The sequence below is a fragment of the Pseudomonas sp. CG7 genome (genome assembly GCF_023701885.1).
Lineage (GTDB): Bacteria > Pseudomonadota > Gammaproteobacteria > Pseudomonadales > Pseudomonadaceae > Aquipseudomonas > Aquipseudomonas zanjanensis.
The window spans coordinates 108,506-123,497 of sequence record NZ_JABAEE010000001.1 but is presented as its reverse complement, the minus strand read 5'-3'; the positions used below and the strand labels follow the sequence as shown (position 1 = coordinate 123,497).

The 14,992-nt window shown below is 59.4% G+C and carries 14 protein-coding genes; 11 read left to right on the top strand and 3 right to left on the bottom strand.

All coding sequences use genetic code 11. The features are described from left to right. Positions 1-609, top strand: coding sequence for a 3-isopropylmalate dehydratase small subunit (gene leuD, locus HGO40_RS00565; RefSeq protein WP_250961443.1), 609 nt, complete (start codon positions 1-3; stop codon positions 607-609). Positions 610-645: 36 nt separating this feature from the next. On the opposite strand, the gene HGO40_RS00560 is transcribed toward leuD, so the two are convergent. Then, on the bottom strand, positions 646-1,572 hold the full coding sequence (locus HGO40_RS00560) for a LysR substrate-binding domain-containing protein (RefSeq protein ID WP_250961442.1): 927 nt from the start codon (positions 1,570-1,572) through the stop codon (positions 646-648). A 291-nt stretch (positions 1,573-1,863) separates the two neighbouring features. Here HGO40_RS00560 and HGO40_RS00555 point away from each other — a divergent pair, with 291 nt between their 5' ends. The 3 genes from HGO40_RS00555 to HGO40_RS00545 all read left to right on the top strand — a co-directional run bounded on the left by HGO40_RS00555 (position 1,864) and on the right by HGO40_RS00545 (position 5,036). Continuing rightward, the gene (locus tag HGO40_RS00555) at positions 1,864-3,279 is read left to right on the top strand and encodes an acyclic terpene utilization AtuA family protein (protein WP_250961441.1); all 1,416 of its coding nucleotides are present in this window, start codon (positions 1,864-1,866) and stop codon (positions 3,277-3,279) included. Then, positions 3,276-3,584 (top strand): DUF4387 domain-containing protein, encoded by a 309-nt coding sequence (locus tag HGO40_RS00550; RefSeq protein ID WP_250961440.1) that lies wholly within the window; start codon positions 3,276-3,278, stop codon positions 3,582-3,584. Before HGO40_RS00555 ends, HGO40_RS00550 begins: the two co-directional genes overlap by 4 nt. A 78-nt stretch (positions 3,585-3,662) precedes the next feature. Next, entirely contained in the window at positions 3,663-5,036 is a 1,374-nt protein-coding gene (locus HGO40_RS00545; RefSeq protein WP_250961439.1) for an MmgE/PrpD family protein, read from the top strand. 50 nt (positions 5,037-5,086) lie between these two features. Here HGO40_RS00545 and HGO40_RS00540 read toward each other — a convergent pair whose 3' ends face one another. Continuing rightward, positions 5,087-6,292, bottom strand: a complete 1,206-nt coding sequence (locus HGO40_RS00540; protein WP_250961438.1) for a citrate synthase — start codon at positions 6,290-6,292, stop codon at positions 5,087-5,089. Positions 6,293-6,553: 261 nt separating this feature from the next. On the opposite strand from HGO40_RS00540, the gene HGO40_RS00535 reads away from it, so the two are divergent. From HGO40_RS00535 to HGO40_RS00505, 7 genes are all read left to right on the top strand, one after another. After that, complete coding sequence (locus HGO40_RS00535) at positions 6,554-7,843, top strand: CitMHS family transporter (RefSeq protein ID WP_250961512.1); 1,290 nt, start codon at positions 6,554-6,556, stop codon at positions 7,841-7,843. Between the two features lie 84 nt (positions 7,844-7,927). After that, complete coding sequence (locus tag HGO40_RS00530) at positions 7,928-9,325, top strand: OprD family outer membrane porin (RefSeq protein WP_250961437.1); 1,398 nt, start codon at positions 7,928-7,930, stop codon at positions 9,323-9,325. A gap of 28 nt (positions 9,326-9,353) precedes the next feature. Next, positions 9,354-10,382 carry a phosphoglycerate dehydrogenase gene (locus HGO40_RS00525; protein ID WP_250961436.1) on the top strand — a complete coding sequence of 343 codons (1,029 nt, stop codon included), beginning with the start codon at positions 9,354-9,356 and terminating at the stop codon, positions 10,380-10,382. After that, complete coding sequence (locus tag HGO40_RS00520; RefSeq protein ID WP_250961435.1) at positions 10,379-11,746, top strand: acyclic terpene utilization AtuA family protein; 1,368 nt, start codon at positions 10,379-10,381, stop codon at positions 11,744-11,746. The genes HGO40_RS00525 and HGO40_RS00520 overlap by 4 nt, the downstream gene beginning before the upstream one ends. 1 nt (position 11,747) lies before the next feature. Beyond that, positions 11,748-12,074: a DUF4387 family protein gene (locus tag HGO40_RS00515; protein ID WP_250961434.1), complete on the top strand. Its 327-nt coding sequence runs from the start codon at positions 11,748-11,750 to the stop codon at positions 12,072-12,074. Continuing rightward, positions 12,071-13,054, top strand: coding sequence for an alpha/beta hydrolase fold domain-containing protein (locus HGO40_RS00510; protein ID WP_250961433.1), 984 nt, complete (start codon positions 12,071-12,073; stop codon positions 13,052-13,054). Before HGO40_RS00515 ends, HGO40_RS00510 begins: the two co-directional genes overlap by 4 nt. Further along, entirely contained in the window at positions 13,051-14,319 is a 1,269-nt protein-coding gene (locus HGO40_RS00505) for a lipase family protein (protein WP_250961432.1), read from the top strand. The genes HGO40_RS00510 and HGO40_RS00505 overlap by 4 nt, the downstream gene beginning before the upstream one ends. A 142-nt stretch (positions 14,320-14,461) precedes the next feature. Here the strand turns inward: HGO40_RS00505 and HGO40_RS00500 are convergent, their stop codons facing one another. Then, on the bottom strand, positions 14,462-14,950 hold the full coding sequence (locus HGO40_RS00500; RefSeq protein ID WP_250961431.1) for a hypothetical protein: 489 nt from the start codon (positions 14,948-14,950) through the stop codon (positions 14,462-14,464). Positions 14,951-14,992: the final 42 nt, after the last annotated feature.

Genomic DNA, 14,992 nt, shown 5'->3' with positions numbered 1-14,992 from the left:
ATGCAACCTTTTGAGATCGTGACTGGAAAAGCCGCGCCTTTGCTCGCCTCCAACATCGATACCGACGTCATCATGCCCAAGCAGTTCTTGAAGGGGATCGATCGAAGTGGCTTGGATAAAGGTGTGTTGTTCGATCTGCGTTTTCTTGAGTCCGGCGAGCTCAATCCAGACTTCGTCCTCAACCAACCAGCGTGGAGCGGGGCCAGTTTCCTGGTGACCGGGCCCAACTTTGGTTGTGGTTCCAGCCGCGAGCACGCGGTATGGGGGCTCAAGCAACTGGGGATTCGTGCACTGATCGGGATAAGCTTTGCCGGTATCTTCTATGACAACTGTCAGCGTAACGGCGTGCTCGCGATAGAACTTTGCGAATCGCAGCTACAAAGACTGGCTCGCGTAGTAAACAATGGGGCCACCGCGACCATCAGCGTCGATCTGCCGAACCAGCGGATATGGCTAAGTGAGGGGTCGGTCATCGAATTCCCCATTGATGCGCTACGCAAGCAATCGTTGTTGTCGGGGCTGGACGCTATCGGCGCGACCTTGCAGCGGGCGGCGCAGATTCGTGATTTCGAAGCGCGTCACTACACAGAAAATCCGTGGCTGAACTGAGTTCCCAAGCGCCTGCCAGCTGCGGCTGCCGGGCGCTCAAGCGAGGGCGAGGGTTCTGAAATGCTCTTCGAAGAATTCGATACAGACCCTTAGCTTGGCGGACTGGCTGACCCGCGTCGGGTAAATGGCCCAGACATCGGCGCTCTGGGAATAGTCAGGCAGCACGTGGACCAGTTGTCCACTTTCAAGCAGGGGCTTGACGTCCCACAAGGAGCGCAGAAGGATGCCTGCGCCACTCAAGGCCCAGCGCAACACAATCTCGCCACTGTTCGATGACAGCGGGCCGTTGACGCGAATGGACTCTTCAACGCCGTCTTTTGTCAGGTTCCAGATGCCAAAGGCGTTGTTACGCTCCTTGAGCACCAGGCAATCATGCCGGGCCAGATCATCCAGGGACGTCGGGATGCCACGTTTTTCCAGGTACCCGGGGGTTGCACAGAGCACCCTGCGGTTACTCACGAGTTTTTTTCCCAGCAGTTGTTGAGGGAGGTCGTAACCCACCCTGATTTCAAGATCGAAGCCTTCGTTGACGATATCGACCATGCGATCAAACACGTCCAGGCGAATCTCCAGTCGAGGGTACAACTGCGACAGCGCGGCGATCGCGGGCGCGACGTGGTTGCGGCCAAAACCGAAAGAGCTGCAAATGTGCAGGCTCCCCTGCAATTGTTGGCGCGAGTCGGTCAACTCGCTGATGAAGTCGTCCATATCCCCCAGCAGTCGCGTTGCGAAGACGCGGACACGTTCGCCGTCGTCGGTCAACGCGACACGCCGGGTCGTGCGATGCAACAGCTTCGCGCCCAACGCGGCCTCAAGGACGGAGATCCGCTTGCTGACATAGGCCGGGGAAAACCCCAAGGCCTCGGCAGCATTGCCAAAGCCATTTTTCCGGATCACGGCGAGGAATACACGGAGGTCCTCCGGCAACAGGGATTGTTCTCGAGGGTGAGGCTTGCGTCTCATGGTCTGGATTATTCCAATCATAATTGTCGGAGTCAGTTTGCGATGTAGGCGCCAAGCGTTCATGCGCTGCAATGAACATGCCCATCGATGGCGCCCCCCAGGCAAGTTTTTAACACACCGGCTTGAAAATAAAAAATGGGTCTGGCGCTCTGGCGCGATATTAATCGGGTTATGCCTGGAGTGCCAAAGTTACAGTGTGTTTGTTAATGATATATGGATAAATTCTGTCCACTTGTCAGCGCAATTGCAGCCATTATTATTGGCGCACTGAGTGATCTGAAAGAGGTTGTCATGGCGCAGTTATTTGAAGGTTGCGTAAAAGTGATCGTTCCCTGTGGTTCTTTGGGGGCGGGTGTTCGAGAAGAAGAAATTGCTTATGGATTGGCTGCTGGCGCGCAAGTAATCGCCACGGACGCAGGTTCAACGGATAGCGGCGCGGCCTATCTTGCACTTGGAAAGTCCAAGAACAACCGAGGCGCAGTAAAGCGTGACCTGACGATATTAATGAAAGCGCAGGCGCGATCCGGCGTACCGATCATTGTGGGGACCGCTGGGCAAGCGGGCGGTGACCTCAATCTGGACTGGACCCGTGATATCGCCTTGGAAATCGCCAAGGAGTTGGGCGTATCGCCGAAAATCGCACTTATCTACTGTGAGCAAGACAAGGACATCATCAAGAAGCTCAATGCCGAAGGTCGTATCAAACCGCTCCCGCCTCATGCCGAGCTGGAGGATACAACGGTGGACAGCTGTGAACACATTGTCGCGGCATTGGGAGTAGAACCCTTTATCGCCGCCCTGGATGGCGGTGCCGATATCATATTGGCCGGCCGCGCGACCGACACCGCCGTCATCGCCTGTTATCCCATCTGGAAAGGCGCGCCCTGGGGGCCGTCCTGGCATGCCGGCAAGACGGGCGAATGCGGCGTGCAGTGCGCCGTCAACCCCACGCTTGGATCGGGGATCTTGCTGAGTATTGATGCCAATGGCTTCGAAGTGGAGCCGTTGAGCCAGGACAACCAGTGCACGCCCCATAGCGTCTCGGCCCATATGCTGTATGAGAACAGCGACCCGTTCCGGTTGGTGGAGCCTGGCGGTATCTTGAATGTTGCCCAGGCGCGTGATGCCGATTTGAATGGGCGTGCCGTTCGGGTAGAAGGCTCACGCTGGGAAACGATGCCCTACACGATGAAGTTGGAAGGGGCCGCCGCCGGTTTATATCAAACGATCATGTTGGTGGGCATCCAGGACCCGGATGTGCTCAACGATGTCGATGGGTTTCACGATCGGCTGCTGGAAGCGCTTTACACAAGAGCCCGTCAGTCCATTCCAGCCGAAGAGTTGGGTGAGTTTCATATTTCCTTGCGGATGTATGGATGGAATGGTGTCACCGGGGTCAAGCCGCCTGTCGGAACATTACCGCCAACTGAGATAGGCATGTTGTTTGTTGCCACTGCTGCGACTCAGGAAATAGCCAATACCATTGCCCATGCGTGCAATCCTTACTTCTTTCATTACCCCAGTGTCATGGGTAAGGAATTACCTTCGTATGGATTCGCCTTTACACCGGCGGATATACCCCGAGGCCAGATTTATGAGTTCAAGTTGAACCATGTGGTGCAACTTGAGAATCCCATGGCGTTGGTACGTCTTGAATGGATCGATTTGTCGGACACGCCAATGGCGATGAAGGAGCTTGCACAATGATCAAGTTGCGTGATGTTTGCCGGCATGTCCGTTCCAAACAAGCGGGGCCGTTCTGGATTACGTTCGATATCTTTTTCAGTGGCCGCGAAAATTTCGAGCGTTATGCCGATTGTGCCGCACTTTCCTCGGCGCAATTTGCCAGGCTCTACGGCACCGATCCCGAACGGGTCAAGCGCATTGCAGTGCCGGACCTGGAAATGGTCAAGATTTCTTATCCCCGTGCAACGCCACAAGGCGGCATGGTCGAGCGTGACATGCATGCCGGCCAGCAATACGTCCGCTTGCTTGACGTGGTCATCGACTGAGACGGCGACACCGCGTCGCGCCTTGATCTGTTCGCCTCATGGACGAGGACCGGTCCACCTATTCAACCCGAGGTACTTATGACGGACTCGACCGTAGCGATGCGGCTTGCACGCTATGCCCATGCATTCAGAAAACAGCACCTGCCCGAAGCGATCATCCACCTCGTACGCCAGCGCTTTATCGACAGCCTGGCGTGCGTGCTGGGTGCCTACGGAGCTGACCCGGTAAAGGCCGCGGTGTGTTACGCCGCCGCCAATCGCGCCAAATCATCCAGCGTATTCGGCACGCACCTGCAAACGACCCCGGAAATCGCGGCGTTTACCAATGGCCTGATGGTTCGTTTCCTTGACTATAACGACGGTTATATGGGCCTGGAGCCTGGCCATCCCAGTGACAACATCCCAGCCTGCCTCGCGCTGGCGCAAGCTGAAAACGCAACCGGGGCGGAACTGATGTCGGCCATCGTCCTGGCCTATGAAATCCAGATGCGTTTGCAGGATGCGGCCAGCTTGAACAAGCGGGGCTGGGACCACGTCAATTACATCAACGTCGCAATGGCTGCGGCGGCTGCCAACCTGATGAAGCTGGACGTGGCGCAGACGGAGCAGGCGATCAACATTGCCGTGAGTGGTCACTTGGCCATGCGCCAGGTGCGCAGTGGAGCATTGTCCGACTGGAAGGGCTGCTCCGCCGCGAACGCCGCGCGCAACGCCATTTTCGCCGCCCAATTGGCGCGCCATGGCATGACGGGACCGTCGCCGGTGTTTGAAGGTGAGATGGGGTTCTTCAAGCTGGTTTCGGGTTCGTTCGAGCTGGATACCCGTCGTTTCGGTACGCCGGACAATGGCGACTACGCCATACGGCGCTCGCTGACCAAGACATTTCCCACCAATGGCGAGTTGCACACCGCCGTCTGGGCTGCGCTGGATATCCGCAAGCGTATCGATGGCGTAGAAGATATCGCCGCCATTACGATCGCAACGTCTGAATTCAACCGGCGGGTGTTGGCCGATACGCCTGAAAAATGGTTGCCGAAGACCCGGGAAACAGCAGATCACAGCCTGCCCTACAACGTGGCTCGGGCCTTGCTCGATGGCGACATCACGGTGGATTCGTATCGCCGTGAAAAGATTGCCGACCCGGCGGCGATTGCCTTGATGGACAAGGTCAGTGTTGTCGAGGATCCGGCGTTGACCGCACTGTTCCCACGGCATCTGGCCAACCGTGTCTGCGTGACCCTGATGTCCGGCGAGCAAGTCGTGAGTGAGATGATCACCGGGCCCGGGTCAGTCGAAACGCCGATGACCGATGGCGATTTCGAACGTAAATTCCGGCGCATGGCCATGCCGCATATCGACGCATCGGCACAAGCTGAAGTGCTCGGCTTCGTTGCTGGTCTCGAAAAGCAGACCGAATTCACCTCGCTGTTTGCGGCGATGGCCGTTTCATAGCCAGTCTGTCGCTCCAATGGGCGCTTCCCAGAGGCGCGACCGAGCGAGGATTAACGGCGGGCGGTCTCGCTCGCCGTAGGCAACGTCCCTACGTAACGAGCGCGAGGACGGGCGTCGTGGTGCTGGTTATATTGCTCGCTGGCATGGGCTATCCAGCCGATCAGGCGACCGATCCCTGCCAATGAAATTTCCTGTCCATGCAGCCCTAACTTCTGGCCGATGAAGCTCACCAGCAGGATGAATTCTGGTGGGTACGCCACGAGTTCCGAGGCCACCGCAAACGCTTTTTGCAGTTTTGCGAATTCGCTGTCGCCCTCGAAGACGGCCGTCAACGCCGCCATGAGATTGCTGGCGCGCGGATCGTTGATGGCATGCACATTGGGGCCAAACCCGACGATGTGGCCGTCCTGGCTGTAGCGCTGCAATATAGGTCGCGCAGGGTCTACAGCGGTGCAGATTTCCTCGATCATCCTGCTGGCGGCTTCATTTCTTCCAAAAGCGATTCTGTGGCCCCGGGCTGCGGCAAGCCCGGCAATGACCGCGTAGTAGGGGGTGGCGCCGGTCGTGGCGGCGACACGCACGCTATGGGCGGTGTGGTCCAACTCATGGTCGATACTGAGGATCAGCAGGCGGCGGATCAGGTCGGCGTACGCCGGTGGGGCGCCGCAGGCCTGGGTGATGAATTCATGCAAGGGTTGCGTGCTCGGACCGGTGGCGCCCACCACCAAGGCGGCAAACCATCGGACGACATCGGCGCCAGTACGCGCGTAGCTGTCCGTGGAAAGGTCGAAGGCCTTGGGGTTTTCTCTTTGGACCAATGGGAAAAGCGCGATGGCTTTTTCCTGGGCGGACATGTGTTCGTAGATGTTCAGCAGCTTGACACTGTCCCTCGGTGCACGGGGCAGTGACGTGCCGAACGCAGACGGCACTTGCCAGATCAGCTCGGCGACGTCTTCAACCGTTGCGCGGTCAGCGAGCTCGACGACGTCATGGCCCCGGTAAAACAGGCCATCATCGGTGATCAGCGTAATGGCGCTGTCCGACGGCGACGAGCGCTTGGGCGCGTGCTTCTCTCCCGCCGGACGCTTGACCAGGCGCTGGATGTCTTCGGCCCAATAACGGCGCTTGGGCGTGCCCGGGATCTTGAGGGAGCGGATATTTTTGCGGCTGACGTAGGCGTACAGCGTTGGCAGGCTGATTCCGAGTAGGGCTGCCGCCTCTTCTGCCGAAAGGTAGAGGTCTTCTTGTTCTGGCATGACGAATCCGAGCAGGTTGATTGGAAAGGCGTACATATTTATTAAATATACGGTCATTTCGTCAATGTCTACAAAGCAGCAATTTTTTCTCTGTTGCGTCTTGAGTCATTTGTCCAAACCGACGCGGTGGATGGCGAATATTGACGAAAAAAATCAAGATTTACAGGCTTTCACCCCCTATGTAGATTTCGAGTGCGCAAAAAGTTGTTCACATTGATTTTTGATGGCGTCGATAACAATAAAAACGAAAAGGTGAAACGCATGGCTTGGTTAGGTTTCGCAATGGTCGTCACGTTTATGGCATTGATCATAAGCAAGCGACTGTCCGCTGTGACTGCACTCATCCTCATTCCGGTTGCTTTCGGGCTGGCCAGTGGGGCAGGGCCGGAACTGGGTGGGATGGTGATGGGCGGCGTCAAGCAAGTAGCGCCCACCGCACTGATGTTGATGTTTGCAATCCTGTATTTCGCAATCATGTTTGACGCCGGGCTCTTCGAGCCGGCGGTACGGCGGATTCTGCGTTTTGTCGGCAATGATCCTCTTCGCGTTGTGTTGGGCACCGCACTGTTGGCCACTGTGATCTCGTTCGATGGGGATGGTGCGACGACGGTCCTGATCGTCACCACAGCGTTCCTGCCGCTCTATCTGCGCCTCGGGATGAACCCGCTCATTCTGGCGTTGATGCTCCTGCTGACCAATACGGTGGTGAACCTGATTCCCTGGGGAGGGCCGGTCGCTCGCGCCGCCAGTGCCCTCCATCTCGATGTGGCGGACATGTTCCTGGGCCTGGTACCGGCCATGTTCGCGGGGCTTGCCTATGCATTCGTCGTCGCGTTCTGGATCGGCCGCAAGGAACGGCGCCGCTTGGGCTGGACGCCCGGTCACCAAGACGTTGCACCGCAGGAGGTCGCCTTGCCGACCGTGCAATCCGAAACGCAGCGGCCGAAGCTGTTCTGGATCAACCTGGCGCTCACCGCCGGGCTCATGTACGCCATGGCGACAGGGCTGGCACCTTTGCCCATGCTGATGATGGTGGGTTTTTCCCTGGCGCTGCTGATCAACTATCCACGCCTGTCGGAGCAGAAGGCGCGGGTGGCGGCTCATTCTGAAAGTGTCCTGATGGTCATCGCCCTGATCTTCGCTTCAGGTGCGTTTACCGGGATTTTGTCAGGCACCGGAATGGTCGATGGCATGTCGGGGAAAATCGTCCAGCTGATTCCCGACGGCGGCGGACAATACTTCGGCATCATTACCGCACTGGTGGCTTTGCCGCTGAACTTCCTGTTGTCCAACGACGCGTTCTTCTTCGGCATCTTGCCGGTACTGGGGGCGGCGGGGGCCGAGTATGGTATCGACCCGATGCATATAGCCCGTGCGTCGGTGTTGGGACAACCCGTCCATGCACTCAGCCCATTGGTCGCCGCGGTGTATCTCATCAGCGGGATCATCAAGCGCGACATGGGTGATATGCAACGCTATTGCCTGCTCTGGGCCATAGGCAGCAGCCTTGTCCTGATTGTCACGGCGGTAATTACCCGGGCGATTATCTGATCAGTTAGTTCTCTGCGCCGAAGTTTCAAGGACGCCAGCTCGCGTCTGCTCACGTCAAAATAAAAATAATAGATGAGGTGGTCGATGAAATCGATTAACGCCGTCGCTATGACGTTGCTGTCGACATTGTTTGTGTCTGATGTTTGTCTTGCGGCAACCATCAGTAATCCCGACAGGTTCCAGCATGAAGGCAAGTTGAATGCTTATCTTCGCTCGATGTATATCAATACGCGGATATCCAACGATTTGATCGAAGATCGTTTTGGTGGTTTTCCGGACGGCGCCGAGTTGGGCGGGACAGGGGTTGGTGCGATCCTCGACTATAACTCCAGTTACTGGGCCGGCGTTGTAGGGTTTGATGCCTCGTTGTATGGCGTGGCGATGATCGACTCCAAAGACAATGGGCGGGATTTGTTCGACGACACCGATGGCACTAACGGTGGCTTTGCAAAAGTCGGCCAGGGTTATTTCAAGTTGCGTTACGAGGGCGACGGCTGGAACGCCGATTCGCAAATAGGCCGGGGCCGGTTCGATGCGGGGACGTTGGTCACGCTCGACACTCGGATTGTGCCGGGATCCTATCAAGGAGGCCGGGCCCACCTGAACTTCACCGAGATGGGCATCGGCCCGCTGCCCGGTACGTTGGGGTTTGAAACCGCCTACATCAACCGCACGTCTCCTCGGGACCGGGAAGACTTCGAACACCTGCTGAGCCAGTCGGGCGAGGAAATAAAGGACCTTTACACCTACGGCTTTAAATACGATTTGAAGGCCATCGAACTGGGTTATGACCATGGTGTATCGCGGGACTTCAATGAGAACACCCGTTATGGTCTGACCCTGAAAGCCCCCCTCGGCGATAAAGCCGGCATTGTATTGGACACTCAATATTATGAATTTGAAAAAGCCGGGCGAATCTGGGAGCGCGATTGGCAGGCCGGCGAGGCCGCTTATGACGATGACGCGACGTGGCTGAACATCAATGTGGGTTTATTGCTCGATAAGCTTCGCTTGGGCGTTTCATTTTCCGAGACAAAAGCCGAGTTGACCAACGGACAACTGGGCTACGCCTATTTCGATCATGGCGATAACGTCGACGGCAAGATGGACGCCTGGACACGTTCCGGAAACGACTTTAATAACGACGGCGAACGCACCTGGCAAATAGGCGCCGAATATGACTTGAGCGGACATTCGTTATTAGGCGCTTCGCTGGACGGTTTTAAAGTCATGACCATTTACAAGCAAGGTGAGTTTGACGCCACGGACCCTTTCAGTGGCCGACGCACCGACGTGCGCGAACGGCAGAACGAATACCGTCTTTATTATCGCTTCGACGAAAAGGAGTATTCCGGGCTTTCCGTGGGTTTGATTTACATCGATTACCGAATCGACCAGGACTTTGTCGCCTTGGTGTCCGCCCAACCCGACAACGTGGTAACGGGCTCGGAAGCCCGGGTGTATCTGGATTATGCATTTTGATTGCCGGACATATATCGAGAGGCCAGTGATGTCTAAACCTCGCCACACCCTAGTGGTTACACAGCGGTTCTTCGATGCAGAGACCGTGCACTTCCTACAGAGCCACGGCTGTAACGTTGTGATTGCGCAACTGGCTCAGGGGCAAGCGGATGGCGACCTGGGCGAACGCCAGTTGCTCGATCTCCTGGAAGACGCCGACGGTTGGATCGTCGGCCACGCGAACGTTACGTCGAGCCTGCTGAGCGGGCTCCCGCGCCTGCAAGTCATCGCCCGTCGTGGTGTGGGCTACGAGCGGGTCGATACGGCGGCGGTGGCGGCGGCAGGGAAGGTGGCGACCATCGCCATCGGCGGTAACGACGCCAGCGTCGCAGACCACACCGTGGCGTTGATGCTCGCCGTGTGCCGTCAGCTCAAACGCTGCCAGTTGGGGTTGTCGGCCAATGACTGGTCGATTCCCTTGGGAGGCGATTTGTACCGCAAGACCGTTGGCGTTGTCGGCTTGGGCCGGATTGGCCGGGGTGTACTGCAGCGCTTGTCCGGGTTCGAAGTCAAGCCGCTGATCTACACCCCTCATCCAGACAACGCAGAGGTCGAGGGTATCCCCCGAAGTTGTTTTGTCGACCTGGAAACGCTGCTCGAGGAAAGCGATTTCATCACCCTCCATGCACCGCTCAACCGCCACACCCATGGGCTGATCGATAGCCGTGCGCTGAAGCGGATGAAGCCTTCCGCGGTGCTGATCAATACCGCGAGGGGTGGGCTGGTGCGGGATGCGGATCTGCTGTGGGCCCTGCGGGAAAACCGGTTGGCCGGGGCAGGGCTCGACGTATTCGAAAGCGAGTCGGAGCCGGTGCTTTCGGCGGTGACTGAACAACTCATCCAACTCCCCAACGTGATCGTGACGCCCCATGTCGGCGCCTCCACGGTCGAGGGACTCAATCGTACCAATCTGATTGCCGCTCAATGTGCGGTGGCTGTACTGGAGGGGCGTAGCCCGCCTGGCCATTGCGTCATCGCTGACGGACGTCGCTCTACAGACTTGAAGGAGAATCCATGAATACCCCGATTAAAGTGCTGACGCCAACGGGCGCCATTGGCACCGGTTTCCCACGGGCGGCGTTTGACCAGGCGCTGCTGGAACGACCGGACGTGATTGCAATGGACGCGGGGTCTACCGACTCTGGTCCCCATTACCTCGGCACCGGCACGACCAAGGCTTCGGCCTCGATACTGCGGGCCGAGTTGCGTGTGTTCATGCAGGCGCGGGCGGAACTGGGCATCCCGCTGATTATCGGCAGTTGCGGCACCTGTGGTTCCGACGCAGGGGTCGACCTGATGCGCGGTCTGTGCGAGGAAATCGCCGCCGAACTCGGTCAGGCCGTGCGCATCGCGAGCGTCTACAGCGAGCAACCGGCAAGCGTGGTGAAACAAGCGTTGGCGCAGGGACGCATCAGACCCTTGCAACTCGATCACATCGACGATGCCTTGGTCGAACGCTGCTCGCGCATTGTCGCGCTGATGGGCGTAGAGCCCTTCATTCATGCGCTTGAAGACGGCGCGGACATCATCCTGGCAGGGCGTTCCACCGACACGGCGGTGATGGCTTCGCTGCCCATCCTGCGCGGGGCCCATCAGGGCGCCGCCTGGCATGCCGGAAAGATCCTGGAGTGCGGCGCGTCCTGCACGACCACGCCCGCCAACGCGGTGGTAATGGCCGCGATCGACGACACGGGATTCACCATCAAGGCCATTGGTGAGGGCGCCCGGCTCACCCCGCGTTCGGTCATGGCGCACATGCTGTATGAAAACAGCAACCCCCACGTACTCGTCGAGCCCGGCGGCGTACTGCACGTGGAGAGGGCGGTCTACACCGCGTTGGACGAACAGACCGTGCGAGTCGAAGGTTCGGTCTGGACGCCAAGCGAAGACTACACCGTCAAGTTGGAGGGGGCGGCGCCGTGCGGCTTCCAATCGGTGGTCATGAGCATTGTCCGGGATCCGGAATACGTCGAGCGCTTCGATGAGTGGCTGGCCTATCTGGATTCGGTCATGCGTCAGCGGATCGAAAAGCACCTGGGCATCGGCGCCGATGACTATGACTTGCAGTTCCGCGCCATCGGCAAGGATTCAGCGTTGGGATCGCTTGAGTCACGGGTGGGCACGCCCGTGGAAATCGGCGTCATGGCCATCGCGACGTCGGCGACCGCCGAGCGCACCCAGGACATGGTCGCGCTGCTCAATCCTTACCTGCTGCACTTTCCGTTGCCCGGCGACAAAGACCTGCCCACCCACGCGTTTCCTTTCTCGCCGGCCTCGATGGACCGGGGCGTGGTGCATGAGTTCGTGCTCAGTCATGTGATGGTCGTGGCGGATCCGTTGGCACCTTTCCGGTTTGCTATCAAGACAGTCGAGGGCGCGTGAGATGAACACACTTCAAACATTGGGTTATGAGATCCGCTCCAAGAATGCCGGACCGTTTTCCCTGACCATCGATGTGTTCTGCAAGGACACGGACACCTTCGCGCAGATGGCCGCGGAGCCAAAGTTGCAAGCCCCCGCGATTGCCAAGCTCTTCCGCAGGCCTGCGCAGTCGATCAGCGTTTTTCCCATCGAGGCGTTGAACGTGATCAAGATCAGCCTGCCGCGTCCAGTGGTTCAGGGCGCCTTGCAGGACCGAGACATGCACGGGGCTCAATGGGCGTTCATCCTGCTGGACGCACTTGGAACCGGTGAGGACCCCCGGCCATGAGTTGCGTTGCAAGCGGGGCGGCGGGTTCACCGCCGCCGGTTCACCCTGACCTGGTGGCCGTGGCCACGACGCTGCGCGAACAAGGGCTGCTACCGGTTGTCCAGGGGGACGTGCAACGTGTCCGGGCGCAACTGGAACGGATTGATGCCTGGGCGGCGCGCCGCAGCGTGCCGCTGTCCTATGAGCGCACCTTGGGTTTTGCTGTCGATGGCCGAACGGTGCCCTGCAAGCTCTATTGGCCGGAGGGCGATGAGACGCCTTGCTTGATGTTCTACTGCCATGGCGGAGGATTCCGTCACGGTTCGCTTGCCGGCTGGGATGCACCGCTGCGCCAACTGGTGCGTGACAGTGGCCTGGCGGTGCTGTCCATCGACTATGCGTTGTCGCCGGAATATCGTTTTCCGGTGGCGTTCAACGAAGTGGTGTCGATCGTCAGCCGGGTGATCAGGCTCGGGGCAATCACCGATTCCCCCGTGCGCGGTTATGCCTTGGGCGGGGATTCGGCAGGTGCCAACCTGGCCTTGGGCGCTGCAGTTGCGCTACGGGATGCAGGGTTTGATGGGCTGCGGCAGTTGCTGCTGTTCTATGGCAGTTACTCGCGCGACCTGGGCTCCGATTCCTGGCGAAGGCTGGGTGGGTATGGGGGGCAGAATCTGTCGGTCGAGACCATGAGCGCCTACTGGGCGAGTTACCTGGTCGAAGATGAGGATGACTGGCGGGTACAGCCGATCATCGCTGACTTGGCCGGCCTGCCACCCGTGCGATTGCTGGTGGGCGAACTGGACCCGTTGCTGGATGAAAACCGGGAGCTGGCGGATCGGTTGGAACGCGCAGGCGTGGCGACACACCTGCAAGTGCTTGCGAACATGACCCACGGGTTTGTCCGATTCAATGAGGTGGCGCCGGTCGTGCGCAATGTGATCGGTGCGCAGGGCAGCGCTTTGCGCAGGGCACTTTGCGCTCAGGCGAACTTCCCATGAACCTGTTCCGTATCGCGAATTTTGCGCGGATCTGCCTCGGGATATTCAGCGTCATGACGGCCAACGCCTTGGCGGCAGGCACGCTCCCCGTCGGTCCTGACGCGGGAGACAGGGAGCTGTCGGCGTTTTATCGCTGGCCTGAAGCAATGCCCGCGCTGCCCGGTGTGCTGCTGCGAAGCGAGACGCTGGCGGTGCCGCCGCAGATGCCCGCCGCCGGGCAGGTGTTGCGCCTGCTCTACAGCTCCACCGACGAGCGCTGGCACTCCGGACTCGTTCCGGTCAGCGGGGCGTTGTACTTGCCGGCTGGGCAGCCACCGCCGCAAGGCTGGCCGTTGCTGGCCTGGGCCCACGGAACGCTGGGGATTGCCGACGCCTGCGCACCGTCCTGGGCTGGATGGCGCGAGCGTGATGGGGCGTATATCAATCGTTGGCTGGCGCGCGGGTTCGCGGTGGTCGCCACCGATTACCAAGGCCTGGGAGGGCCAGGGCCGCATCCCTATACGTTCTGGCAGGCCGAGGGACGCTCTGTCCTGGATGCGATTCGCGCTGCGCGTTCCATCAGGCCTGGCCTGATTGCCAATCGCATGGTTCTGGCCGGGCAATCCCAGGGAGGAGGGGCGGCGTTGGGCGCGGCGATCCTGGCCGGTGGTTATGCGCCGGAGTTGGCTATCCGCGGCGCAGTAGTCACGGCCCCGAACAGCACATTTCCCCATGGTCCCATTGCGTTGCCGCCGCGCCAGTCCAATACGCTGTTCCTGGCATTGGCGTCCGGCGGCTTGCGCGAGGACGGGCCACGGGTAGAGGACATCCTGACGACCAAAGGCCTTGAACTGCTAAGTGTTGCCCGGGAGGGCTGCAGCCGCGACATTGCCCGCAAATCCAAAGCGTTGCAGATCGATTCGTTTGCCGAGCTTCTGACCATTTCCCCCGAGGCGTTGAAGGCGGTGCGCATCCCCTCGACCGACATGCCACAGGCATCGATTGGGTTCCCGTTATTCATCGCCACCGGCCTGGCTGATCAAACGATCACGCCCGTGCGCCAGTATGCGGTCGCCGCGGCGTTGTGTGCCGCTGGCAACCCGGTCACCTGGCGGACGTATGAAGGCCTGGGGCATGACGGGGTGCTGCATGGTTCATTGGACGATGCATTTGCCTTCGTCGAGGCCCAACTCGACGGACCGGGCCATGGCTCGAACTGTTCCACACTGCAAAGGCCCGGTCCGCCGGGTGAAAGGGATGCAGCAGCGTCGTTTAACGACGACTGAGATCCCCCTGTGGGAGCGAGCCTGCTCGCGATGGCGTTGGGTCAGGCAATGAAGCCAGCGGGGAAGGCCTCATCGCGAGCAGGCTCGCTCCCACATTAGATCCGGGTTACGACAGGGAAGGCTTTGTCGAGGCCGCTTGGTCTCAGGAAGCGTCCTGCTGATAGGTGCAACCCACATAAAGGTCGCTGTCCTTGTTTTCGGTGGAGACCACCAGCAGGGTCGCGCCGTTGTCGAGGTTGCGCTGGTAGTCCACGTAGCCGTCGGTATCCAGGGTCTTTTCCAGTTTCAGGGCGCTGGCGAGTTTTTCTGCATCGGCCTTCGGGCTGCTGCTCTTGGCCTGGAGGAAGAAGCTGAAACGGTCGGTCATCACCAAGGTGGTCGACGACACGCCGTGCACTGACAGCGCCGCAGTGGCCTGCCAGGCGCCACCGCCCCACGGGGTATGGGCTTCATCCTTGGCGAGTGACACTTGCTCGGCGTCCACCAGGCCGTTGAATTCGCTGATCTGCTGCGCACTGGCCTGGCACTGTGCCAGGGCCTTGAACAGGTCGCTGTGGCTCGGGGTGGCAGCCAAGGCAGGGGCGGTGGACAGGCACCCGGCCAGGGCGACGAGACCAAGAGAAATTTTCATGAGGACATCCTTGCTCAGTTGAATAAAAGTCGATGGGTACCC